Annotated in this window: 20 protein-coding genes; 19 read left to right on the forward strand and 1 reads right to left on the reverse strand. The window is 53.2% G+C overall.

Features of this window, described 5'->3' with window-relative positions:
• Positions 1–68: 68 nt before the first annotated feature.
• The 16 genes from HG66A1_RS13775 (at position 69) to HG66A1_RS13850 (ending at position 14,050) form a co-directional block, all read left to right on the forward strand.
• Positions 69–812 (forward strand): helix-turn-helix domain-containing protein, encoded by a 744-nt coding sequence (locus HG66A1_RS13775; RefSeq protein ID WP_145184750.1) that lies wholly within the window; start codon positions 69–71, stop codon positions 810–812.
• Between the two features lie 134 nt (positions 813–946).
• Complete coding sequence (locus tag HG66A1_RS13780) at positions 947–1,366, forward strand: hypothetical protein (RefSeq protein WP_145184753.1); 420 nt, start codon at positions 947–949, stop codon at positions 1,364–1,366.
• A gap of 106 nt (positions 1,367–1,472) precedes the next feature.
• The gene (locus HG66A1_RS13785; protein WP_145184756.1) at positions 1,473–1,853 is read left to right on the forward strand and encodes a hypothetical protein; all 381 of its coding nucleotides are present in this window, start codon (positions 1,473–1,475) and stop codon (positions 1,851–1,853) included.
• Between the two features lie 237 nt (positions 1,854–2,090).
• Positions 2,091–2,948 (forward strand): hypothetical protein, encoded by an 858-nt coding sequence (locus HG66A1_RS13790; RefSeq protein ID WP_145184759.1) that lies wholly within the window; start codon positions 2,091–2,093, stop codon positions 2,946–2,948.
• A 13-nt stretch (positions 2,949–2,961) separates the two neighbouring features.
• A complete protein-coding gene (locus HG66A1_RS13795; protein WP_145184763.1) occupies positions 2,962–3,327 on the forward strand; it encodes a hypothetical protein in 366 nt (121 codons plus the stop codon).
• A gap of 3 nt (positions 3,328–3,330) precedes the next feature.
• Positions 3,331–3,636, forward strand: coding sequence for a hypothetical protein (locus HG66A1_RS13800; protein ID WP_145184766.1), 306 nt, complete (start codon positions 3,331–3,333; stop codon positions 3,634–3,636).
• The gene (locus HG66A1_RS13805; RefSeq protein WP_145184769.1) at positions 3,633–4,022 is read left to right on the forward strand and encodes a hypothetical protein; all 390 of its coding nucleotides are present in this window, start codon (positions 3,633–3,635) and stop codon (positions 4,020–4,022) included. Before HG66A1_RS13800 ends, HG66A1_RS13805 begins: the two co-directional genes overlap by 4 nt.
• Before the next feature lie 269 nt (positions 4,023–4,291).
• Positions 4,292–4,654, forward strand: coding sequence for a hypothetical protein (locus HG66A1_RS13810; RefSeq protein WP_145184772.1), 363 nt, complete (start codon positions 4,292–4,294; stop codon positions 4,652–4,654).
• Positions 4,655–4,671: 17 nt separating this feature from the next.
• Positions 4,672–5,826: a hypothetical protein gene (locus tag HG66A1_RS13815; RefSeq protein ID WP_145184775.1), complete on the forward strand. Its 1,155-nt coding sequence runs from the start codon at positions 4,672–4,674 to the stop codon at positions 5,824–5,826.
• Between the two features lie 13 nt (positions 5,827–5,839).
• Positions 5,840–6,610, forward strand: a complete 771-nt coding sequence (locus tag HG66A1_RS13820; protein ID WP_145184778.1) for a hypothetical protein — start codon at positions 5,840–5,842, stop codon at positions 6,608–6,610.
• A 31-nt stretch (positions 6,611–6,641) separates the two neighbouring features.
• Positions 6,642–7,310 carry a DUF4328 domain-containing protein gene (locus HG66A1_RS13825; RefSeq protein ID WP_197997139.1) on the forward strand — a complete coding sequence of 223 codons (669 nt, stop codon included), beginning with the start codon at positions 6,642–6,644 and terminating at the stop codon, positions 7,308–7,310.
• A gap of 24 nt (positions 7,311–7,334) precedes the next feature.
• A complete protein-coding gene (locus HG66A1_RS13830) occupies positions 7,335–8,117 on the forward strand; it encodes a hypothetical protein (protein ID WP_145184784.1) in 783 nt (260 codons plus the stop codon).
• 825 nt (positions 8,118–8,942) lie between these two features.
• Complete coding sequence (locus HG66A1_RS13835) at positions 8,943–9,473, forward strand: hypothetical protein (RefSeq protein ID WP_145184787.1); 531 nt, start codon at positions 8,943–8,945, stop codon at positions 9,471–9,473.
• A gap of 263 nt (positions 9,474–9,736) precedes the next feature.
• Positions 9,737–12,787, forward strand: a complete 3,051-nt coding sequence (locus HG66A1_RS13840) for a GAF domain-containing protein (protein ID WP_197997140.1) — start codon at positions 9,737–9,739, stop codon at positions 12,785–12,787.
• Between the two features lie 112 nt (positions 12,788–12,899).
• The gene (tam, locus tag HG66A1_RS13845) at positions 12,900–13,670 is read left to right on the forward strand and encodes a trans-aconitate 2-methyltransferase (protein WP_145184793.1); all 771 of its coding nucleotides are present in this window, start codon (positions 12,900–12,902) and stop codon (positions 13,668–13,670) included.
• A 29-nt stretch (positions 13,671–13,699) separates the two neighbouring features.
• Positions 13,700–14,050: a hypothetical protein gene (locus tag HG66A1_RS13850; RefSeq protein ID WP_145184796.1), complete on the forward strand. Its 351-nt coding sequence runs from the start codon at positions 13,700–13,702 to the stop codon at positions 14,048–14,050.
• A gap of 84 nt (positions 14,051–14,134) precedes the next feature.
• Here HG66A1_RS13850 and HG66A1_RS13855 read toward each other — a convergent pair whose 3' ends face one another.
• Positions 14,135–16,324, reverse strand: a complete 2,190-nt coding sequence (locus tag HG66A1_RS13855) for an FdhF/YdeP family oxidoreductase (protein WP_145184799.1) — start codon at positions 16,322–16,324, stop codon at positions 14,135–14,137.
• 246 nt (positions 16,325–16,570) lie between these two features.
• Here HG66A1_RS13855 and HG66A1_RS13860 point away from each other — a divergent pair, with 246 nt between their 5' ends.
• The 3 genes from HG66A1_RS13860 (at position 16,571) to HG66A1_RS13870 (ending at position 23,820) form a co-directional block, all read left to right on the forward strand.
• Entirely contained in the window at positions 16,571–18,556 is a 1,986-nt protein-coding gene (locus tag HG66A1_RS13860; RefSeq protein ID WP_145184802.1) for a redoxin domain-containing protein, read from the forward strand.
• Between the two features lie 86 nt (positions 18,557–18,642).
• Positions 18,643–20,994 (forward strand): efflux RND transporter permease subunit, encoded by a 2,352-nt coding sequence (locus HG66A1_RS13865; RefSeq protein WP_232106827.1) that lies wholly within the window; start codon positions 18,643–18,645, stop codon positions 20,992–20,994.
• Between the two features lie 177 nt (positions 20,995–21,171).
• Positions 21,172–23,820, forward strand: a complete 2,649-nt coding sequence (locus HG66A1_RS13870; protein WP_145184805.1) for a PSD1 and planctomycete cytochrome C domain-containing protein — start codon at positions 21,172–21,174, stop codon at positions 23,818–23,820.
• The last annotated feature ends 9 nt before the right edge of the window (positions 23,821–23,829 follow it).

Below are 23,829 nucleotides of genomic sequence, written 5' to 3' on the forward strand. Positions count from 1 at the left end.
TTGACGGTGCCGCTGCGGAATAGGAGAATCGGTTATTTATATGTCAAAAACGATCATGGGGCGTGGCTGTGGCGGGAAGTCCTTTTCAGTATGTTGCGAGCAGCCGGGTGCGCTTTCACCAGGAACTGCATCTGCGGCCCCGACGGATCTCGCATTACCGGTTTCTGTATGTGGAAGCGGGCAGCGGTGCGTATCGGATCGCTGAGGAATCGTTTGAGGTCACTGCGGGTTGGCTGGGCCTCCTGGCACCCGGAGTGCGGGAGAACCGGTATTTCGGGCGGGAGCCGGTGTCGTATCTGTTCGTCGAATTTCAGGCGGCAACGCGGCTGACCGAACAGCGCGCGGTCCCCTTCCCGGGTCAGGATCCGCAGCGATCGGCGCTGATCGGTTTGTTGAAAACGATCCAGGCGGAACAGGCGGATGCGGGGGGCTGTCTCTTGGCGGCGTCGGTGCGGCTGATGTTTCCGGAGGGCGATCAAGGCACACAGCGACGGCTGGATGATCGACTGCGGAAGGTGGTGCGGCTGATTGAGGCGGCTCCGGATCAGAATCATCGGATCAGCGCGCTGGCGGAGACTGCGGGGCTCTCGGAGCCGCATCTCAGGCGGTTATTTCGTGAGCAGGTGGGCGAGAGTCCCAAGCAGTTTCTGAGACGGACCCGCATGGAATTCGCACGGCGGCTGATGCAGCAGGAGGGGCTGCGGGTGGGAGAAGTCGCGCACCTGTTGGGCTTTGCGAGTGTCTTTCAGTTCTCGGCCCAGTATCGGCAGGTGCTGGGGCATCCGCCTTCGGCGGATCGGGGGACGGGATGATGCGTCAGCAGGAGAATCTGTTTCGCTTCCTGACGTCGATATTCCGGGTGTGTATGATGTATGTGGTAAGATGATCTGATGGTGGCAGGAGTGTCGTTACTGCAATGTATTCAAAGAGAACTGGTGGAGAGGTGATGGACGTCTTTAAGCGAATCAATGAGATTGTTGAGAAAACGAATATTGATGATTTCAGAATAGATTCTTATACAGGGGCTGATCTTCTGATTACCGGAAGTTTTGATTTCGCGTATTATCACGAGGTCGAAGTCGAGTTTCACGAGGTTATGTATCTTTCCTTGCCAGTTCTGTTTTCGAACCCACTCTTTCGGCTGGCCTCCGATGACGAAATCGAAGTGGTTCGAAAATTCATTGCCGTCAGTGACAGGCATACGGTTTTTTGTATTGAAGCTGAAAGTGATGCCAGTTTTGAGAAAATTCCTTTTTATGTGGTTGCTGAAAGTGTCAGGCTGCGAGAAGGGATCGTTTATTATTATGAACGGGAACATTTAGAAGAGAATGAGCGGATTGCGGACTGGGTGAAACGAAAATCCTGAAGGTGGCCTGCTGCTCTTTTTTTCAGCCGGATGGGCGTTGTCTGGTATTCACTGTCGGGCAAGCCGACAGGTGGCACCCCGTGAGAGAGGAATCGTCAGAACAAACATGATTAAGAACATCAGAGAATGTATCCTTGTATTGTTTTTTATCCTGCTCTTACCGATTCTTGTGCCTTATTCGCTGTTAATGGACCGGGTTGAGAAGCGCAGACGCAGACAGCTGGCGAGTCGGTTTGTCTGTGAGCAATGCGGTAAAGTGCTCGGGGTCGAGGCGCTTCAACTGGCGGATGAACGCTGGGATGAGATCGTGAAAGAAATTATCGCAAAGAGTGAACCAGGAACCAGGCTGAGGCTGGTTCGCACGGTCGATGCGATCTGTCCGCACTGTGGTTGCCAGTATCTGTATCGCAAAGCGGAACGGACCTTCGTGGTACGTGAGGTGTCTCCTGAGTGGGAACGGCTGGAATCGAAACTGGATTCAGAATAATGAGATTGAGTTGTTCCCTGCTCTGGAGAAACTGCTTGCAGTCTGCTGGCTAGATTGCTACGTTGAGGCTGGCACTAGTCTCGATCAAAGCATGACATTCTCACAGTAAGCTTTACTGTGTGAGGGGGAGACTCTGCCTGAGCCGCGATGGCGGTTCGCATTTCTTCCGCTCACAGTCTGCTGTGTATTCATGCCGTCCCTTCACAAAAATGCCTATCGAATCTACAGGAGTGTGCAATGATCGTTCACGATCTGGTGCAGGCGCAACGCACCTTGCTACGAAATGTCTGGTTCTGCTGTCTGGGGCTGACGATGTTCACGGTTGCACCGCTGGCAGTGCAGGCAGATGAGGAACCGCGGACTTCGGAAAATGATCCAGAACTGCAAGAGGACCTGAAAAAGCTGCAGGGGACATGGGAACTGTACCACGGCAATGAACTCAAAGGAGCACCCAATACTCGCAGCGTGAAGATGATCGAAGGGAACATAGAAACGATGCGGCGTTACAACCTGCAGGGGAAATTGGCTCGTGAATGGCAGGTCGAATTCATTCTGCAGAAAGACGGGGATTTGAAGATCTTTACGTTCTATCCCGTCGGCGGAAAACCGGGTCAGGGGGCTTCGTTTCTGTATCGCATCCAGGGGGATCGTTTTTTTGATGTGCCGGGGATGTTCACAGGCGAAAAATACCGCAACTATCTGCGGGAGCCGGCGTTCTGGGTCTGGAACCGAGTAAAGGATGAGGATGCGGACAGACAGCAGCAGACGAAATTGACGCCCGCGCAGCTGAATATCATCACGGTGATGCCGGGAGATCATATCTTTGTGGGGCATCGCCATCAGAACAAGTATCGAGAGATGAATCTGGATGAGCTGAAAGCGCACCTGGAAAAATATAAACCGAAGCAGGTCACGCTGGCCGTAGATCAGAAAGCGGAGATGGAATTCACGAACAAGGTGATTCAACTGTGCCAGGACCTGGGAGTGAAAGAGCTGGAGATCAGGAAGACGAGTGATGATCCGCTCTTGAAGTCGGAAGCCAAACCAGAAGCGAAGCCGGAAGCAAAGCCCGCAGAGTCAGCCACGATATTTTAGCAGGTGTTCTGTTATGGCCGGTCAACCGAATGACTGTCCGCTGTGTGCGGCTCCTGTGGAATACAAGCTGGATGCTGACGCCGAATTGCTCTGCTGTCCGGTGTGTGGTTGTCGGATCGAGGGGGCCTCGCTGCTGCTGGCGTTCTGGGAACGGGAGCGGACGGCGATCGAACTCTCGCTCTCCGGCCCTGTGACACTGGAGACCCGGTTAAGCGAACTGGAGTATGAATCACTGACGCTGGTCGAACTGGTGATGTTGCTGGAAGGCAATGTCGATGTCGTCGGTTCAGAAGTCGATTATGAGGCATTGAATCAGGCGCGGACAGTGCGTGAGTTGTTCGGCCGCCTGTCGCATGTGGTTGCAATGCGGGAAGATTGAAACGTGTTGACTTTTTTCAGATCGATGTATCTCACTCAAAAGTATCGGGAAGAATTGAAAGGGTGCGAAGAACGCGTGCTGGCGGAATGCTTTGCCGGGCTGGAGCGTGGCAGGTCCATCAATGATGGCATGACGGCGATACTGACCGTTTTTCTATACGGGAAGGTCGTTCGAGAAGAGCACGGTCGACTCTATATCGAATTTTGTTACTACCTCAAAAATAAAGGATTTGTTGAGGCACGCGGAATTGTGGACTGTGTTTCTGAAAACGGGGTTGTGACTGAAATCAGACTTGAGGAGAAATCATGAACGAGCGACTGGAGGAGAAAACGAATCCGTTGATGGAGGCGGTGACCTCTGACGCACGGTGGGAATTAGAAGACGAGCTGCTGGTGCAGGTGCTGGGCTTTACGCTGTATGGTTATGCGTTTGGTGTGGGGCGTGTCATCTTTCTGATGGATGTGGAGGACATCAATGCGAGTGTGGCGGGACAACTGGCGGCACTGGGAGTCGGTCCGAAATATGCGCAGGGTCTGGTCGAAGCGGCGTTCGAATGTTTTATGAATGAAGAGGATCAATCGGTGCATTCGCAACTGGTGAATATCGGGCACTCGCATATCGCATCCGAGGATTTGAGCGAGTGTGTGGAATCGATTTTCACGAACACCGAAACGCTGCGCGAGCATCTGGAATGAGCTGGTGGCGTAGTGCTGGCACGCGCTGAGGCGCAAGATTGATGTGCACACATCTGAGAATCGTGGCGTCAGATAACGACTGCGGGAATTCCTGAGATTAATTACGTTTCTCTCTGAAAACGTTTTTGAACTGGTGATCAGTATGGTATAAGTGTGAGTGTTCTGTGCTGGCTCCAGTACAGGCGCGGCAGAAGCACAATAGCGCGCGACGTGGTCTTCTGCATTCTACGTTAGCACGAATGAATACATCACTTCAGGGGAAATGAGCTATGAGTAACGCAGAAGCGGCGTCGCAGGATGAAATGATCCAGGCTGTCTATCACTTCGCTGCAGAGAAGATGCGGGACGGCGCGTCGAATCAGGAGATCCAGAAGGCACTGATGGAACAAGGCGTCGATGAAGAATCAGCGGGCATCATCGTGACGCAGTTGAATGAACTGCGGGATCAACAGGCGAAAGAAGCCGGTCAGAAAAACATGATGTTTGGCGCCCTGTGGTGCATCGGCGGGATCGTGGTTACCGCACTGACGTATTCCGCTGCTTCCGAAGGGGGCTCTTACGTAGTTGCCTGGGGCGCGATTATTTTTGGTGCCGTTCAGTTCTTCCGGGGGATGTTTCAGACCGGGATGTGAGACTTGGAGACTTGTTGATGCGACGGGGAATTGTACTTATTCAAGTGTGTGTGCTGTTGCTGCTGGCGCCGACTCCCCTGCCCGCCTGTTTCTGGGATTACGATACCCTGCAGATGGAGCGGCAACGGTTTCCTTACGCGCAGGAACTGATTGCCGGTCATTTTCTCAGACATTCCGAGGCTTATTATCAATGGCGTGTTCAAGACCGGAGTGCGAAACCATCTGCAGAACGGTCACTCGCTGATTTTGATGATCTGGCGGTGGCGTATGAAAAGCTGGGAGAACATGACAGGGCGATCGAGGTCATTCAGGAAAAAATGGCGAGCTGGCCAGATGAAGGCCGCTATGAGTCGGAAGCGAACCTGGGGACGTTCCTGATTCACGCCGGTCGGTACGAAGAGGGGCTGGAACATATTCAACGGGCGATTGAAATCAACCCGGAAGCCCATTTCGGTCGTGAGATCTATCAGAAGCTGCTGGTGAAATATGTGATTCGGCAGAGGGAACAGGGAGCGACCCTGCCATTAAAGCAAAGAGGAAACAACGGGTTTACTGCGTTTGTATTCGAACAGCAACAGATTCCGGAAGAAGACAGACAGGCGGAAATCCGCAAGGCTGTGAAAGGTGTCCTGGGCATGATGCGTTTTGGGAATTATCGTTCGCCCATCCTGCTGGAAGCGCTGGGTGATCTGCTGCTGTCGAATGGACAGCAGGATGATTCCAAGCTGCTGGCTGCACGGGCGTACTTGAAGGCCTCCTATGAAGCTCCCGAGACGAAAGCGAAAGAAGAATATCGAACGAAAGCTGCCGAGGCGCTGCAGATGCAGTTTGGAAAAAAACTGAGTGAGCTGGAAACGGAATTACAGCAGGATATTAAAACGGCAGAAGAATACTACTCCCGGATTGAAGCGGATGAACATCGCTGGTCTGAAAACGGGAAAAATCTGGATCATGAATTCAATTTGAAATATTATAAGAATCCAACGTTACCTTATGCCCCGGATCCGGAAGTCGCACAATCTGGCTTCAAAGCAAAAACGGGGCTTCCGGTTGCCCAACTGGTTCAGAGGGCTCTGCTCTATGTCATGCTGGCTGGTGCGGTGGTATTATTGATCGTTCTCAGAATTTCCCGTAATCGGCGACGCAGGCTGGTGACAGATCAGGGACCATAAGAAAGTCGAAACGATGCAACAAACATCATCCTCTCTCATCGAAGCGCCGGCGACGCCGGAGTATGTGCTGGAGGTGCTGCTGGATCAGTCGCGTCAGGAGTGGAGCAAAAGTTTAAATATTTCCGAGGAAGAAGAAATCCCGGTGACACTCGATTCTCCACTGGACACGCTATTTGAGGCCTGCCAACTCTATGACTCGGCGTTGATTAGTATATTTACTAAAAACTGGCTGGGGTTGAGCGAGTCAGACTGGACGCAGGTGGTATCGGGGCCTCAGATGCACACAGTGCGCGATTTTTGTGAACGGATCGCCGTGCGAATGACAATGCCGGTGATTTCACTGGAGACTTTTATCGGTCGAACGTGTCGACCTGCGTCTGCTTTTCTGGCGATTCGTTCGCTGTTGCAGGAGGCTGGTGTTGATGTCGCGGACGTTGCTCCCTCGACTTCGTTATCGAAACTGACACGGCAACACCTGGATCTGTTTCTGGGACCGATCGCCAAACTGGCCCCGGGGGGCTTACCTACGGTGCGGGTGAAAAGACCGGTGTGCGATACGAACTGGATTGGAACCGCGGCTATCTTATTCTATCTCCTCCTGTGCCCTCTGAGTGTTGGGTATGGGACCGCAGCTTATCTGTTGTGTATGTTTCTGTTGGCATGCCTGGTGATTGCTGCCTATGGTACTAAAGAACGTGATCCGGCCCGGGTACGATTCGGGAACCTGCGAACCTTTAGAGATCTGTCGGAACTGATTGCCCAGCGTGCTGTGTTTCGAGTGTGAATGGTGCACAAGAAAGAGTATGATCTTTGAGATGTCGAATTATATTTTTAAAAAGTCCACCGGATTCACGGATGTTCTGATCAGCTTGATTCTCCTGTCAGCGATTCTGGACGGAGTGGCGGTTGTCAAGAATTATCAGCAGTATGAACTGCTGATGTCTGCGAAGAATGGTGTGGATGTGAAGATGGATGAAGCAGGTTCCCTTCTGGTGCATCTCTTTCTGATCAATGTGACGCAACTGGGGTTCAACATTGTTCTCGGGATACTGTTTCTGATGTGGGTCTATCGAATGTGTCGTAATGCGCACTGTGTGGAAGCCGGTAAACCAACGGCTTCGCCGGTTTGGGCGGCAGGGGTTTATTTGATTCCGGTGTTGAATATGTGGAAGCCCTATCTGATTATGAAAGAGATCTACGAAGCCTTCAGACAGCGACCGAGCGACAGCAAAGTACTACCGTTCTGGTGGTCTGCGTGGGTGCTGAGCAATGTTGTCGGATGTTTTACATCATACTATATGTCGCGTGCTGAAACACTGGATGAACTGCTGGTGGCCAGTCGCTGGGGGATTGCGTTAGACGCATCGCTGGTTATTCTCAATATCGCGGCGGCCCTGATGGTTTATGTGGTGAATGAGGCGTCTGTCGAATGGCATGAAGTAACGCAATACAAAGACCTGGGAGTCTACTGGGAACTGGTCTGAGCTGGATCAGAACGGGAGTATGATATGGATGGCGATCTGCTGATATTAAAAGAACCAGTGACTGCAAAATATGTGCTGTCGGTGTTTCGGGAACAGCATCGACTCTATTTTCTGCTTGATTTTGATATGCTCCCACGAGAGGAATTGACCTTCGAATCAACGGTTGAAGAGTGGCGGGAACAGATGGACCTGCTTGACTGGCGGCCTCTGGGCCAGGCCGAGAATGAACTCTGGGAGATCAATCTGCCGGATGAAGAATGGAAGCAGGTGCTGGAGCCCGAGGATGAGAAAACTCTGGGAGGTGTGTGTGAGTTGATCGCCCGGCATGCATCTGCCCCCGTGATTCGTGAAGAGACGTTTTTCGGGAAACCATGTCGCCCTGCCTCGGCGTTTCTGACGATCCAGGCTCTGTTACAGGAAGCTGGCGCGGATGTGTCTGAGATTTCGCCTTCGACAGATTTGAGTGCGTATTCTTATCAGTATGGCCGGACCTTCCTCTATAAAATTGCCAATCTGTCGCCGGGGACTCTCCCCCGACCTGAGATTCTGAATGGGGATTCGTATCGAGGGGCCGATCTGAGTCTGCTCTGGATGACGGGGACGCTGCCTTTCGCGTTGATGTTTTCTCTGGGGATGCGCAGTCCCTGGTTCCTATTAATACCAGGGGTGTTTTTCCTGATGTATCTGCTGTTTCGCTGGGAACTTCAGCGACTGGGAGGCACGCAGTTGAAATTTGGTGAACTGAAAACTTTTCGTGATCTGGCGGAACTGATGGCAGCCAAGGCGCCGGTAGTCGTGTCGATCTGAGTGAGCTGGAGAGGATGTTATATACCAAAGTCGTTTCAAACGGGCCTGACGCCCTGCGACTCAGTTCCTGCTGATCCGGGTAACTCAAACATTTCTCTAAAACGACTCCTGGTTTTCACTGCTGCACTGCATCGGTGTCTGTTTTTCAGCTATGCGATGTCGGGAACCTGTCATACCATCTGATTCTGGCTATCTGGTCCTTGCCAGACCTGGCAATTCGGTAGTGCGGATTTCTGATAGAGAACGACAGTGATGATGATCGATAGAAATGATTTTGTGGAACTGCGGGTGGGCGTCAAGAGGGAATTGTGCTTTGAGTACTTCGGGAAATGCAGTGAGTATACTGTGAGTTATCTGCGAAATCGGTTGAATGTGCTCCGAAATGATTTGAAATTGTACGAGACAGGGAGAACCGATGCGGGTTGTTCCGGTGAAAAACTGGAAAAATCGACGGTGATTCAGGTGAAGCCGGGTCACTTAAGCGTCGTGTTCCAGTGCACGCATCGTCCGCCTCGCGCGCGAAGCACAATTGCAACACTTTACGATTCGGAGAGTGATGATCAAGTGCAATCTGAGCATGTACCGGTGAGCCAGGTTCAGTGATAAAAACGAATGACGAAACAGAACAGGCGGTTTGTGGTTGCCGAGATAATTTAATCCGGATTCGGGCCGACTGCGTTGATGCTAAAGGGAAGTCAGAAAATGAACCGGTTTCTATTCCCAATGAGACGCGGAGCTCACTTTGGCAGTGTTGTTCTGATATGATAATTACTGGATGAAAATATATGTTTGAGAAGCCGATACGATTCGGCGGGAGAGAGTTTCATGCAAAAAGAAGATGTGGCTTATATTGGTTGTCGACTGGTGGGGTTGTTCTATGCGATCAAGGCGCTGGAGACCGTGGCATCGTTCATCATGACGTTAGTGGCCTTCAGAGCGGGGGCTGAGTTTCCGGCATCGAAGGCAGCGATGTTTTATCTGCAACTGATGCCGTTCACGTTTTATACGATTGTGGCCTGTATGCTCTGGTTTGGAGCCGGGACGATTGTCAAATATCTGCTGCCGGAGATTGATGCTAAAGCTTCCTCATCCAAACCAACTGTCGAGCAGATTCAAGCGGTGCTGTTTTCCGCGGTGGGGCTGCTGGTGTTGACCTGGGGGATCACCGATTTGGGGAGCGTGCTGTATCAACTGTTTCAGTTGAAAAAAGCCAGCAACTATGCCGTGATCCCCCCGACCCTGCAGGCTCAGTGTGTGGCGGTCGCCTGCCGACTGCTGCTGGGTTTCTTACTGGTGTTTGGTTCGCGTGGTTTGAGCGGTCTGTTGACGCGGTTCCGGCAGCCTGAGCTCAGGTGAAAGTCACTGTTCGTATTACACAGAGTTTTCATGGCCGAAGTCAGCAGCTGTGATAAAAGTAATCTGATCCGAAATATCCGTTGAAGCCCAAAGTGGTATTGGTCTGTTGTTAATTCGGATTAAAATGTCCCCTAGTAAATGTTGTCGTGAGAACCCCGATTGTGAGTATGTGCGAGGTTGCGTACTGATGAGATGATTTTGATTCTCATCCAGAGAGTGTCCCAGTTTGTTTTAATCACGATCCTGTTGGGAGTGAGGTGCTTGTGCAGCGGTCATCAGAAACCTTACCTGAGGTCAGTTTGATCCTGGAACTGATCAGCAAAGGGCACTCACTTACAGATACTTTGACGACATTGATCGAATATCTGGAGTCGAAGTGCGAGGACATGGTCTGTTCGATTCTGCTGGTGGATGAAGAAAACCGACTGCGCAACGGCGCTACGCTGCATCTGCCGGAGGAATATGTCCGACTTACCGATGGGGCTCCGATTGGGCCGGAAGTGGGTTCGTGTGGTGCGGCTGCCTATCACAACAGGCAGGTTGTGGTGACGGATATTGAGACGGACCCTCTCTGGAAAGACTATAAAGACCTGGCTTTGAAACATAATCTGCGCGCCTGCTGGTCGACTCCGATTCGTTCTTCCACGGGAGCGGTGTTGGGGACATTTGCGATTTATTATCACAGTCCGGGGGAGCCGACCGATTATCACCGGCATCTAATCGAACAGGCGGTTTACCTGGCAGCGATTGCGATCGAGCATGTCCGGATTGAAGCAGACTTACAGAAAAGCGAACAGGAGTCTCATCGGCTGCGGCAGCATCTGCAGGAGGCGATCGAATCGTTGACCGAGGGTATCGTAATTTATGATTCGGATGATCGGCTGGTGATGTGTAATTCGAAGTACCTGGAGATCTATAGTGAGAGTCGGGATATCCTGGTGCCTGGACAGCGTTTCGAGGATCACATCCGGATTTCAGCCTACCGGGGACAGGTAGCTGATGCGGTCGGCCGGGAAGAGGAATGGATTAAGGAACGAATATGCCAGCACCAGAATCCTGCAGGCAGTTTTCGCCAGAAATTGTGCAATGGGCGCTGGCTAAAGATTTCCGAACAGAGGACGGCAGAAGGAGGTATTTCCGGAGTCCGCACTGACATTACCCAGCAGGTGCTGTATGAAGAGAAACTGCGGAAATCGATTCACCTGATCGAGACTATCCGCAGGCTGTTGTCACAATACATCTCTGATACGAATCCGGATAAGGTATTTGACGATCTGTTGCAGACGTTTTTAAATATCACAGAAAGTGAGTCCGGTTTTTTTGGAGAGGTCCGTCAATCAAAAGTAGGGAACTATGAACTGATTCCCCGGGCAAGCTGTTATCGCGCGTCACTGACTGCTGACTGGGATTGTGCGGAAGTCGAGAAGAATCGAACCCGGGAATTCTTTGAACAGCAGGGATTGTTTGAACGGATCATAACAGACAAAGAGTCGCTGATCGTTAACGATATTCAGAGGGCTTACGAGGGTGACACTACGGCAGCGGGTAGATCTGATGTCGGTGTGATTAAATCGTTTCTGGTGCTCCCCGTTTTCTCCCAGGGAGAACTTTCAGGGGTAGCGGGAATCGCAAATTGTCCGTCTGGTTATGACGCAGCTCTGATTGAGTTTATCAAACCACTGCTGGCTGCTGCGGGGACGCTGCTCACCGATTATCGGAATGAAGTCAGGCGACAGGAGAATGAACGGGCGCTGCAAATCTCGGAAGAGCGATTTTCCAAAATCTTTCGACTCAACCCGATTGCCAAGGGAATTCTGAGTCTGTCGACAGGCTCTGTGATCGATGTCAACGAATCATTCCTGACGACCACACGTTATCAACGCGAAGAGGTGGTTGGGAATACGATCCATGAACTGCAGTTCTTTCCGGATGCCAGTTACTGGGAAGAGATCATTCAGAGTGTGTGTGAAAACGGGCACGTCTATGAGCAGGAAATAGTAGCACTCATCAATGGTGGTGAAAAAAGGATCATGGACTGTTCCGCCTGGATTATTGAAAGTGACGATGAACCGCTGTTGCTGTTAATGATCAAGGATCTGACGGAACAGCGGCAGACCGAAGAACAAAATCGGCAGATGCAGATTCAGCTGCAACACAGCCAGAAGATTAAAGCGATCGGCCAGCTGGCAGCGGGAGTGGCGCACGAGTTTAATAATATTCTCGTCGGCATCAATTTGAATGCAGAACTGTTGTTACTGACACCTGAGGAGCAGATTCCGGAAGACTTTCGAGAACCCTTGCGGGAGATTCAAAAGTCAGGCGAACGTGCTGCGGAACTCGTTAAACAACTGCTGGCTTTCGGACGGAAGAAAGCCCCGAATACTTCCTGGTTTGATGTAAATGCACTGATCATGAATCATCGTGCCATGATCCAACGAATCCTGGGAGATTCCGTTAAACTGATCCTGGATCTGTCACCCATGGCTGGGATGGTCTGGGCGGATGAAGCCGAGATCGAGCAGGCGTTGATGAATCTGGTCGTCAATGCGCGAGACGCGATGGTCTCAGGCGGCGAGCTTATTTTAGGAACTCAGAATGTGAGTCTCACCGCAGCTCAGATGGCTGATCAGGGTGGATGTCTGCCTGGAAGTTATACGCTTCTGACTGTGGCGGATACCGGTTGTGGGATGACGTCCGAAGTTCTGGAGCGAATTTTCGAACCGTTTTTTACGACCAAACCTGCAGCGGAAGGGACCGGACTGGGGTTGTCCACCGTCCAGCGTAATCTGTCTGACAATGGCGGATTTATTTCAGTAGAAAGCCAGCCGGAAGAAGGGACTCAATTTCGAGTCTATTTACCGCAGGATCAGCGCATCAAGGCGAGAGAAACCAGGCAGACCGAAACTCCCACGAACAATAAGCAGATGGCCGGTGGTTCGGAAACAATTCTGGTCTGCGATGACGAACCGATTGTGCTGTCGACGATATCAGCACTCTTGAGCCGACTGGGGTATAAGGTGCTCCGGGCACTGGGGCCGGTGGAGGCGCTGAAAACTGTCGAAACGCATACCGAAGCGATCTCGTTGTTATGTACCGACTTTAACATGCCTCAGATCAATGGCGTGGAACTGGCACAGCGATTAATGGAGATGCGTCCCGGCTTGAAGGTGGTCTATTTATCCGGGATTGCAGAGAAGATCCCGGCTTCCGCGCTGACTGGGGGCAGTCTGGTCATTCAGAAGCCAGCGAACCTGGGAGAACTTTCGGTCGTCATCCGACAGGTTCTGGATGAGGGGGCAAAACAGAAGGTATAACCAGTCTGAGACTGTCGCAAAGATGCCGGTATGAACGCGAACCTGTGAGGCTGGCTGGCTGTCTTGTCGATGTCGTGTGTTTGTGTGAGAACTTAGCTAGGGATACAGCTTGATGCCTGTCTGGGATGCGGATCAGTATTTAAAATATCAGCGTGAACGGACGCAGCCTGCCATCGATCTGGCAGCACGGGTACAGCTGGAATCGCCTGAGCGTGTTGTGGATGTGGGCTGTGGTCCCGGGAACAGTACCGCGGTGCTGGCACAGCGTTTTCCCGAGGCAAAGCTGAGTGGTCTGGACAGCTCTACAGAAATGCTGGAGACCGCGCGGGAGGCTCTGCCTGACGTGCACTGGTTCCAGGCTGATATCACCACGTGGCAACCGGATGAGGCATTTGATCTGTTGTTTTCGAATGCCGTCCTGCAGTGGGTGCCGGACCATGAAACGATCTTTCCCCGGCTGATGAGTTTTCTCAAACCCGGTGGGGCACTGGCTGTGCAACTGCCCGCGCATTATGCGTCTCCCCTGCACCGCTGTGTGGTTGAGCTTTCCCAGCTACCGGACTGGCACGATGCGACCGCTGCTGCACGACAGGCTCTGGGCTGCGAATCGCGGTCGTTCTATTACGATCTACTGGCTCCGTTGAGTTCCCAACTGGAACTCTGGGAGACTGAATATATCCACGTGCTGGAGAGTGTCGAGGCCATCCTGGAGTGGTTCCGGGGAACGGGACTGCGACCCTATCTGGAAGCGTTACCCGATGAAGCCACCCGCAACCGGTTCGAGGCGGAACTGCTGAAGCGTTTTGCGATTGCTTATCCCCTGCAACAGAACGGGAACGTGTTGTTTCCGTTTCGCAGGTTTTTTCTGGTGGCGTATCGTTAGGCACGATATTTCACTGGCTGAATGTTGTTTTGATTTCTCTCTGGGAACCTGATGTGGTGAGTGTGATGTCGTATTGTGTGTTGCTGGGGCTGCTCTGCCTGTGGGTTACGGGCAGCCGGTGTTTGTCGAGGCTGGGGTTGAAAACCGGCTCCTGTTGTCTGACGGCTATTGTGTTCGGTTGTTTCGGACTGAGTTACCTGGTGGGCCTGTTCTACAATTTCGGGTTATATAATTCAGGTCATTTTTCGACAGCGATTCTGCTGAGCTATCTGCTGGTAGCCCTGGTCGTCAGCCTGTTTCTGATCCCTCTTTCCTTTGTGGCTGCTCTCTATACACCCTCAGCCAGTCTGCGGATTCTTGAGCGTTCTAAACAGGTATGAGCACTGGTATGGACTGGACTTGAACAAGCTGCGCCGATTGATACCATTCCTGTTCGAGTGAGTTCCCTTAGCTTGGGAGCTGAATCAGTTTGGAATTACATCTTCCACTTCCAGGGTGACCCGTGTCGATTTGAAGCCGGGGGTTTTTGACAGGGGGTCGACGGTGTGTGGGACGAGGACGTTGGCTTCGGGATAATACATCAGGGCGCTGCCGGCGCGGATGTCGAATTCGCGGACCAGGATATACGGCATCTCCCCTGCCTCGCTTTTGACTTTCACGCGTTGATCGGGTTTGAGGCCGAGACGGTCGATGTCGGCTCGGTTCATCAGGATGACGTCGCGGCGTTCCTGTCCGCGGTAGATGTCTTCCTCGTCGTAGACGACACTGTTGAACTGGCCTTCGGAACGGATAGTGATCAGCCGCAATTCATTTTCAGCAACGGAGAGATCGGGCAGCGGGAGGGCGTGAAACTTGGCTTTGCCGCTCTCGGTGGGGAAATTGTATTCCTCAACGGCGCGCCCGGTGACGTGGAATTCCTTATGGGACTGGAGAGTTTCTTTCATGTTTTCGTAGCCGGGTATCAGGTCGGCGATCAGTTCCTGAATGGCACTGTGACTCTCCAGTTTTTTCCAGTCGATGCGGTCATCGCCGGCGAACAGTTTCTGTCCGATGGCCGCCAGGATCGAGACTTCGCTGCGAGGGCCGGTAAAGCGGGATTTGCCGCCGTCACTCATGCGGACGTAACTGAACATGGACTCCTGAGTCGTGGGCTCGGGTTCTTCGTCACGAGGGAGTACCGGAAGAATCAGGGTTTCTTCCCCGGTTCCCCAGACGTGACCGGTATTCAGCGTGGTCGAAAGGTAGAGCACAGTTTTGATGCGGCTCATGGCTTCGAGTGCGTATTTCGTATCAGGGTTACTGCCGAAGAGGTTGCCTCCGAGGCAGAACGCGAAGTCGATCTCGCCGCGATGGGAAGCTTCCATGCAGGCCATCGTGTCGTACCCGGGCGTGGTGGGGACCTTGATGCCGAGCTGTTTCTCAAAGCGTTCGAGCATCGCCTGTTTCATACCGGGGACGACGCCGACCGAACCGAGACCTTGTACGTTGCTATGGCCGCGGATGGGCATGAGTCCCGCTTTGCGGCGGCCGACCATACCGCGGAGCAAGGAGAAGTTGACGATCGACTGCACACTGTTGGTCCCGTGCAGATGATGCGTGATTCCCATGCACCAGCCGATGACGACGTTTTTCGCGGAAAGGTACTGGTCTGCGATGTTGCGAATGGTCTCTCTGTCGACGCCGCTCTGGGCGATGATGTCGTCCCAACTGGTTTCTGTGACCTGCTGTTTGAAAGCGTCAAAGTTTTCGGTGTGGGCGTCGATAAAAGCCTGGTCGTGTGCGTTGCGTTCCAGGACCTCTTTCGAGAGGCCGATCAGCAGGGCCATGTCACCGCCGACGTGCGGTTGCACGTAGGTGGAAGCGATGCTGGAGCCGAAGAGCAGACTGCGGACGTCACTGGGAACCTTGAAATTGACGAGCCCCAGTTCCTTAACCGGATTGACGACGATGACTTTGCCGCCCCGTCTGCGGATTTCCATGAAGGCCTTCATCAGGCGAGGATGATTCGACGAAGGGTTTGCGCCGATCAGGATGTAGAGGTCGGTGTGATCCAGATCTTCCAGACGGAGTGTGCCGGCTCCGGTGCCAATACTCGAACCCAGGCCAACGCCACTGGCCTGATGACAGTAAAAGGAGCAGTTATTCACGAAGTTGGTGCCCATCAGGCGGGACATCAACTGGAAGAGAAAGCCGGCTTCGTTGGAGGAGCGGCCACTGGCATAATAGAAAGTACGCTCGGGGCCGGCGGCTTTGAGTCGCTCGACGACCAGGTCGAAGGCTTCGTCCCAGGAAATCGGCTTGTAATGTTTTTCACCGGGCGAGAGCAGCAGTGGCTGGGTGAGACGGCCACTGTATTCGAGCTTGCGAGAGGACATGGCGCGGAGCTGGTCGATGTTGTTTTTCGCGAAGAAGTCATTAGCGACCGCGGGCTGCATGTCGGCGGCCATCGCCTGGAAGGATTTTTTGCAGACTTCGGGGAACAGACCGGCTTCGTTGACCATGCCCCCTTTCTGTCCCCCCATGCCAACCGCGCAGGTCTTACAGGCATTGCGGGTCCGCATGGATTTCCAGAGCTTCCACCAGCCGACCTTGTTTGCCAGTGTCAGACTGTATTTGATCGCCTTCCAACCGCCGCCGCTTCGTGGAGCTTTCACTTTGATGCCTTCCTATGTTGTTCCTCAGGAGCACACTGCAGCCAACCAGGTGAATTTCGGATGAAGGTAAACAGGAATCTTTTACCAAAATCTGAAACCATTATAAGTTACGTCGAGTATATCCAAAGGAAAGAGAGCAATCAATCTGGCCGGGCTCTATTCTGTACAGTGGGGGTTGCGGGGGTTTCCGGGCGGTTGATAGAATGAACGCACCCGTCGTTACCTGTTCTGGAGGAAGGATCGTAGATGTTTCGTCGTAATTTCACATTCCTGTGTGCGCTCGCATTGCTGGGCACCAGTTCCCTGCTGGCTGAAACGAAAACCAAATCGTCGCAGGATGCCTCCCACACGTTTCGGCTGCCAACCGCTCAGGGTAAAGTGGTCGAGTTAACGGCTGAGCCAGAGTCGAAAGCGACTGTAGTCTGTTTTCTGGGGGCGGAATGTCCGCTGGCCCGGCTGTATGGTCCCAAGCTGAATGAGATGCAGGCTGCTTATGCGGCGCAAGGCGTCCAGTTCATCGGTGTGAACAGCAATCAGCAGGACTCTCTGGAAGATGTAAAGCAGTACGTCAAGCGGTACGAGATCTCGTTTCCGATGGCGAAGGACTATAACAACGAAGTCGCCGACCGATTTCATGCGGTACGCACACCTGAAGTTTTTGTACTGGATCAGCAGCTGACCGTCCGGTATCGTGGGCGGATCGATAACCAGTACCTGCCAGGCATCTCACGGGCTGAGACGACCACGCATGATCTGAAGAACGCACTGGATCAACTGCTGGCGGGTAAGCCGATTGAAGTGAGTGAGACCAAACCGAATGGCTGTTTCATCGGCCGGGTGAAACAGAATGAAGTGACCACCAAACTGACTTTCTGCAAGGAAGTCGCGGGGGTCTTGCATCGTCATTGTGTGGAATGCCACCGCACGGGAGAAATCGCACCATTCAGTCTGACCGACTACGATGAAGTTCGGGGCTGGGCGGATACGATGCTGGAGACCATTGAAGATGGCCGGATGCCCCCCTGGCACGCCAGTCCGAAATATGGTCATTACGCGAATGCCCGGTTCATGCCCGAAAAAGATAAGGAAATTCTGCGGGAATGGGTGGCCGGAGGCATGCCTTATGGTGATATCAAGGATCTGCCGGAACTGCCCAGGTTCCGCGAAGGTTGGCACCTGCCCCGAGTGCCAGATGTCGTTTATGAAATGCGGAAGCGCCCCTTTGTCGTTCCCAAAGAGGGCGTCGTGGAATATCAGTATTTCGTCGTCGATCCCGGTTTCAAAGAGGATAAGTGGATCACCGGAGCACAGGTCCTGCCGGGGAATCGGTCGGTCGTGCATCATGCGATTGTTTTTATTCGTCCCCCTGATGGAGCCGATTTCCGTGGGATTGGCTGGTTGACGGCTTATGTGCCGGGACAGCGGATCAATATGTTGCCTCCCGGGCGGGCGCGCAAGGTTCCCGCCGGCTCGAAACTGGTATTTCAGATGCACTACACACCGACGGGATCGGTGGCAGAAGACATTTCGAAAGTCGGTTTGATTTTCGGCAAAGATGAGGAGATATCCCACGAAGTCTTTACACTGATCGGCATCGATCAGGAATTCGAGATCCCGCCGCACGCCAGTGATTTTCCGGTGTCGGCGAAGGTTCGTCGCATACCTCCGCACGCGGAACTGCTGGCGATTGCCCCACACATGCATCTGCGCGGGAAATCCTTCCGCCTGTTTACAAAGCAGGACAAGAAGAAAGAGATTCTGCTTGATGTGCCCAATTATGATTTCAACTGGCAGCATATCTATGAACTGAGCAAGCCGATGTCGCTGGATACGGTCGACGGGCTCGAGTTCACGGTCAAATTCGATAATTCAAAAGACAATCCGTTCAACCCGGATCCCAATGAATATGTGACCTGGGGCGATCAGACCTGGGAAGAGATGGCGATTGCTTTCTTTGAAGTCGCTGAACCCCGGAAACAGAAGTCTCAGGAAACGAAACAGAAGCCAGAGAAAAAACTGACCAAAGCGGAAGCGGAGAAACAGCGGGAGGTGGAGTTGAAAAAAGAGCTCGATAAGCGTGCCGCTGCTTTTTTCAAACGGTTCGACAAGAATGGCGATGGACGCGTTGATGTGGAAGAAGTCCCGCTGGCGACGCAGCGCTATGGGCGTATCCGGGATGATAACGGTGACGGTGTGATTCAGAGAGAGGAACTCAGATTGCAGGTTCGCTAATACCTGAAGCTGGTTGAGATTCAGCGCCTGGTAATCTTCAACCTGATCCCTTTAACATTCTACCGCTGAGAGAAAGTGAATCGCGCGTGTCTCGTACGTTCAATCGCTGTTCGGTCTGGATGGTTGACCATCCCCTGCTGGTAACTTTGTTCATTCTGCTGCTGAGTGGAATCGCACTGCTGGGGTACACCATGCCCGAGGAAGTTCGCGACTGGTTCACAGCAAAGCCCGAACCGGTTCCCCAGGTAGACCAGCAGAAAGCAGACAAGCCGCGCAAGGTTCGGGAAACACCGCCTGATGTCGACCCGATCAGCCTGACCGACGCTGATACGATCCTGGTGATTGATTCCAATCAATTCTTCACCGCCGACGGCCTCAAGGCCCTGCGGGAGATCGTTGCCGAAATCGAATCGCTGGATTACGTGGAAAGTGTTTTCTGGCTGGAGGATATTCCCAACCTGAATATCTTCGGCCTGCGGGAACCGATCCTCCCGAATGAGCGGGCCTCCCAGAAACGACTCGATGACGCTAAGGAGAAGGCAATCAAGCATCCGCTGGTAGGCGGCCAGCTGTTATCAGTAGATGCGCAGACCATTCTGCTGATGGTAAAATTCAAATGGATGTATGTGACGGACGACGATGCCTGTACGACCGGATTGAAAGAAGTCGCGAAAAAAGTCGTCACTGAATATCCGGATGTGAAGTTTTCCTTCACGACCACGGGCCGCGTACCCATCTATCTGACCGCGGTGCGTACGCATAATGCGAACAAGGTCAAATACCAGGTGATCGGCTATGGGATGATTCTGCTGATGGCCATCATTCTGTTCCGGGGAATCACAGCAGTGATCATTGTCGCTCTGGCACCGATGTTCGGCGTGTTTCTGACGATGGGGATCATTCAGTTCTTCGATTTCCAGGACAACCCGTTTAACGATGTGGTTTTGCCGGTTTTGTTGAGTCTGGTAGGGTTAACCGACGGCGTGCATCTCATGGTGCAGATCCGCCGCCATCGGGCTTCTGGTCTATCGGGAAGGGATGCTGCCCGGCGTGGTATTCAGGAAGTGGGACTGGCCTGCTTTCTGACTTCGGTTACGACGGCCATCGGCTTCGGTTCGCTTTCGCTGGCTCATCATGAGACGGTCCGCGAATTTGGTTACAGCTGTGTGGTCGGCGTGCTGTTGACTTTCATTGCGGTGGTGACGGTGATTCCCCTGGCCTGCCGCACCGGGCTGGGGCGTTCCATTCACGTGGGCTATGGTAAGGGAGTTATCGACAAAAACCTGAACCGGATCAGCGTGATCATCGAAATGGTGTTGAAGCGTGCGGGGTGGATCAGCAAGGTGGGCATAGGCCTGACGGCGGTACTGATTCTGATTTCGCTGACATTGCGTCCCGATGAACGCCGGGCCAATATGTTGCCCGATGGTTCGGAAGCAGCGACTGCCTTGAATCATATGGACCAGGCGATGGGAGGGCTCGAGCATTCGCGGGTCGAAGTGAAATGGTCGGATGAGGTCGAATCGGATTCACCCGAAGTTCTGGTTGCCATCAGCGAAGTGGATCAACTGCTGAACCAGGAAGCGTTGATTGGTCATCCGATATCGATTGCGAATATTCTCTCAGCGCTACCTGGTGAGGGACCTCCTGAAGAGCGGATGTCAATGATCGACCTGCTGCCTCCACCGTTGAAACGGGCGTTTTATACGCCGGAGCGGAACCAGGCGACGGTCAGTTTTCACGTTCAGGACTTGGGAATTGCTAAATACGGGCCGACCTTCACCCGCATTGAAGAGGGACTGGCCAAGATCGGAAGCCAGCATCCGGAGTTTCAGTTTCAGTTGACGGGGTCAGCTGTCTGGCGCTGGCGGAACCTGTATCAGATTGTCGTCGATCTGGCGTCCAGTCTGGGGAGTGCCGCGATTATCATCCTGATTGTGCTGGCGATCGCGTTTCGTTCATTGCGACTGGGGCTGATCTCCATCATTCCCAACATGTTTCCCCTCGCCGTAACGGGGACCTTCCTGGTCTTTACGGGACAGGCACTCGAGATCGTCAGCGTATGTGCGTTTACGGTCTGCCTGGGGATTGCCGTCGACGATACGATTCACTTCCTGACCCGCTTCCGCGAAGAACAGCTCCAGGTTGAGAGTGATGACGAAGCGATCCGTAAGGCGTTTACAGGGGTGGGAACCGCGTTGATCATGACGACGGTCATCCTGGTCGCCGGCTTCTCGACCGTGATCTTCAGCGACATGCGGGATCAGCGAATCTTCGCCATCATGAGTGGCCTGACGATTGGCTCGGCCCTGTTTGGCGATCTCATCTTCCTGCCGGCACTGCTGGCCCGCTATGCCAAACGTTCGCAGGTGCCTGCGATGGAGGAAGAGGAACTGATTCCCGATGAACCGATGCAAGAGTCGCTGGTACGGGAATAAAACTCCTTTTATTGATGACTTCATGGTTGACGGTTGTTCTTCTAAGTAAACTTAAATAATTTGACGCGGCTGCCGATATAGGGTACTATAGAACCTCACCAAAACAGTTAATTTCACAGCTTTTATGTGATTTAACTCCCGCCCTGAATGTGTTTCCTCTGAAAAAGGAATCCTGCCTTGTATATCCGCGCCATCGCTTTCCTGCTGACGGCTGTTTCTGCCTGTCTCCTCGGGAGTGGATCGAGCTCCGCCGCTGATTCGCGAGTGACTTTTGAAAAAGACATTCGGCCCATTTTTAAGGCGTACTGCTTTCACTGTCATGGCGAGGAGAAAGAACTTTCCGGTGCACTGGATGTGCGGTTACGTCGCCTGATTATGAAGGGCGGCGATTCCGGAGAGGCTGTCGTTCCCGGTAAACATGCAGAGAGCCTGCTGTTTCAGTACGTTGAATCGGGAGACATGCCCCCCGATGAGAAACTGCGACTCAAACCAGAAGAAGTCGCTCTGATTGCGAAATGGATCGATCAGGGGGCAAAGACAGAGGGGTCGGAACCCGAAGGGGACATCAAGCCGGGCGACTTCCTGATCACCAGCGACGAACGCTCCCACTGGGCGTTTCGTCCCATTCAGAAAGTTGCTCTGCCCGAACTGCCCCAGTTACAAAAAGAAAATGGAAAGCAGCCAGTCAATCCGGTCGATGCTTTTATCGGACGAAAGCTGAAAGCGAACGGCCTCTGGTTTTCTGAAGAAGCAGATCGACTGACGTTGATCAGACGGGCCGCCTTTGACCTGACCGGACTCCCCCCTGCTCCGGAAGACGTCGATACTTACTTGGCAGACAAGTCGCCTGACGCATACGAAAAGATGATCGATCGGCTGCTGGAATCACCCCACTATGGGGAGCGCTGGGCACGGCACTGGCTGGATGTTGCCGGCTATGCCGACTCAGAAGGCTACAACGACAAAGACATTATCCGTCCCGATGCCTGGCATTACCGGGATTATGTGATTCGCTCTCTGAATGCAGACAAGCCCTGGGATCAGTTTATCACCGAGCAGCTCGCCGGCGATGAAATGGTCAAAGCCACGCATGCAACGGCTCAGAAACTGGTAGACCAGGATCCCGCGGTCTGTGAGAAGTTGACCGCGACCGGTTACCTGCGGCTGGCTCCCGATGGGACCGGCTCGAGTCCCATGGATCCTGCCATCGCACGCAACCAGGTGATTACAGAGACGGTGAAGATCATGTCTTCTTCACTGCTGGGCATGACCGTGGGTTGTGCGGAGTGCCATCATCACCGCTTCGACCCGATTCCGCAGGAAGACTTTTATCGTCTGCGGGCGGTGATTGCTCCCGTGTATGACGATCAAAAATGGCGAATGCCTGCCAGTCGACGGGCGGCCCTGATGTCAGCAGAAGATAAAGCCAAAGCTGCAAAGATGTCAGCGCAGGTCAAGGAACTGGATGCCGAGCACAACAAAGTCAAAGCGGAAGTGACCCAGCTGATTGCCGAGCGGGTGCTGAAGGAAGTCCCCAAGGCAGACCGCGAACAGGCGCGCACCGCTTATGAAACCGCGGTTAAAGAACGTTCGAAAGAGCAGGCGGATTTTCTGAAACAGAAATACCCGATGCTGGACCTGTTGGTGCCGGGACGCCTGCACCTGTTTTTGGCACGCTTCAAAGACGGAAACGATCTGAAGAAACGCTATGAGGATATCAAGGCGGAAGCAGACAAGCTGCGGGCGCAGATTCCCAAGCCGGAATACATTCGCGTCGCGACCGAAGACACACAGCACCTGCCTCAGACGTTTGTCTTTTATCGGGGGGATATCTCTTCCCCTGAGAAAGATTTGATCGCTCCCGGTGGTCTGACTGTGATTTCTTCTAAAGCAGACAACACGTTTGAGCTGAATGATCCCCAGCTGCCGACCACGGGACGTCGACTGGCGTATGCCCGCTATCTGACCAATGGAAAGCACCCGCTGGTGGCGCGTGTGTTGATGAACCGGTTCTGGATGCATCATTTCGGACAGGCGATTGTCGATTCCACGGGTGACTTTGGTTCCCGGTCTTCCGTCCCCACACATCCCGAACTGCTGGACTGGCTGGCGGCTGACTTTATGGAACAGGGCTGGCAGCTCAAACGCATCCATCGCCTGATCATGACCTCACGGACTTATAAGCAGACCTCTGCGACCCACTCCGAACAAGCAGCCGCGATTGACTCTGATAACCGTCTCTACTGGCGCATGACAATGCAACGCCTGGAAGCGGAATCGATCCGCGATGCTATCCTGGCGGTCAGCGGTGAATTGAACCGAGAGCAGTTTGGTGAGCCAGTACCGGTTGCATTGGCGGACAGCGGCATTATTACGGTCGGCGCTGGTAAAGTATCAAAAGATCGCCGGGAACTGAAACGTTCCATTTACGTGCAGGTCCGGCGGACACAGCCGGTGACAATGCTGAATGCCTTTGATGCCCCCAGCATGGAGCCTAACTGCGAGCGACGGGTCTTTTCGACAGTGGCAACACAGTCACTGGCGCTGCTCAATAGTGAATTCATGCGGAATCAATCTGAGGCCTTTGCTAAGCGAGTACTCACCACGGCAGGGAAAGACGCCGACGATACTAAGCTAATCAAGACAGCCTGGAAGCTGGCTTTAAGTAGTGAGCCTTCCCCGGCTGAACTGCAGGCGCTTGAGAAAAACTTCGCGCTGCAGTTGAAAGAATATCAGACAAAGAAAGCCAAACAGCCTCGGGAGGAAGCACTGGCTGCCGTCTGTCATGTGCTGTTTGGAACCAACCAGTTTCTGTATGTGGAATAAGCGGGAAAT

The organism is Gimesia chilikensis (assembly GCF_007744075.1).
GTDB classification, from domain to species: domain Bacteria; phylum Planctomycetota; class Planctomycetia; order Planctomycetales; family Planctomycetaceae; genus Gimesia; species Gimesia chilikensis_A.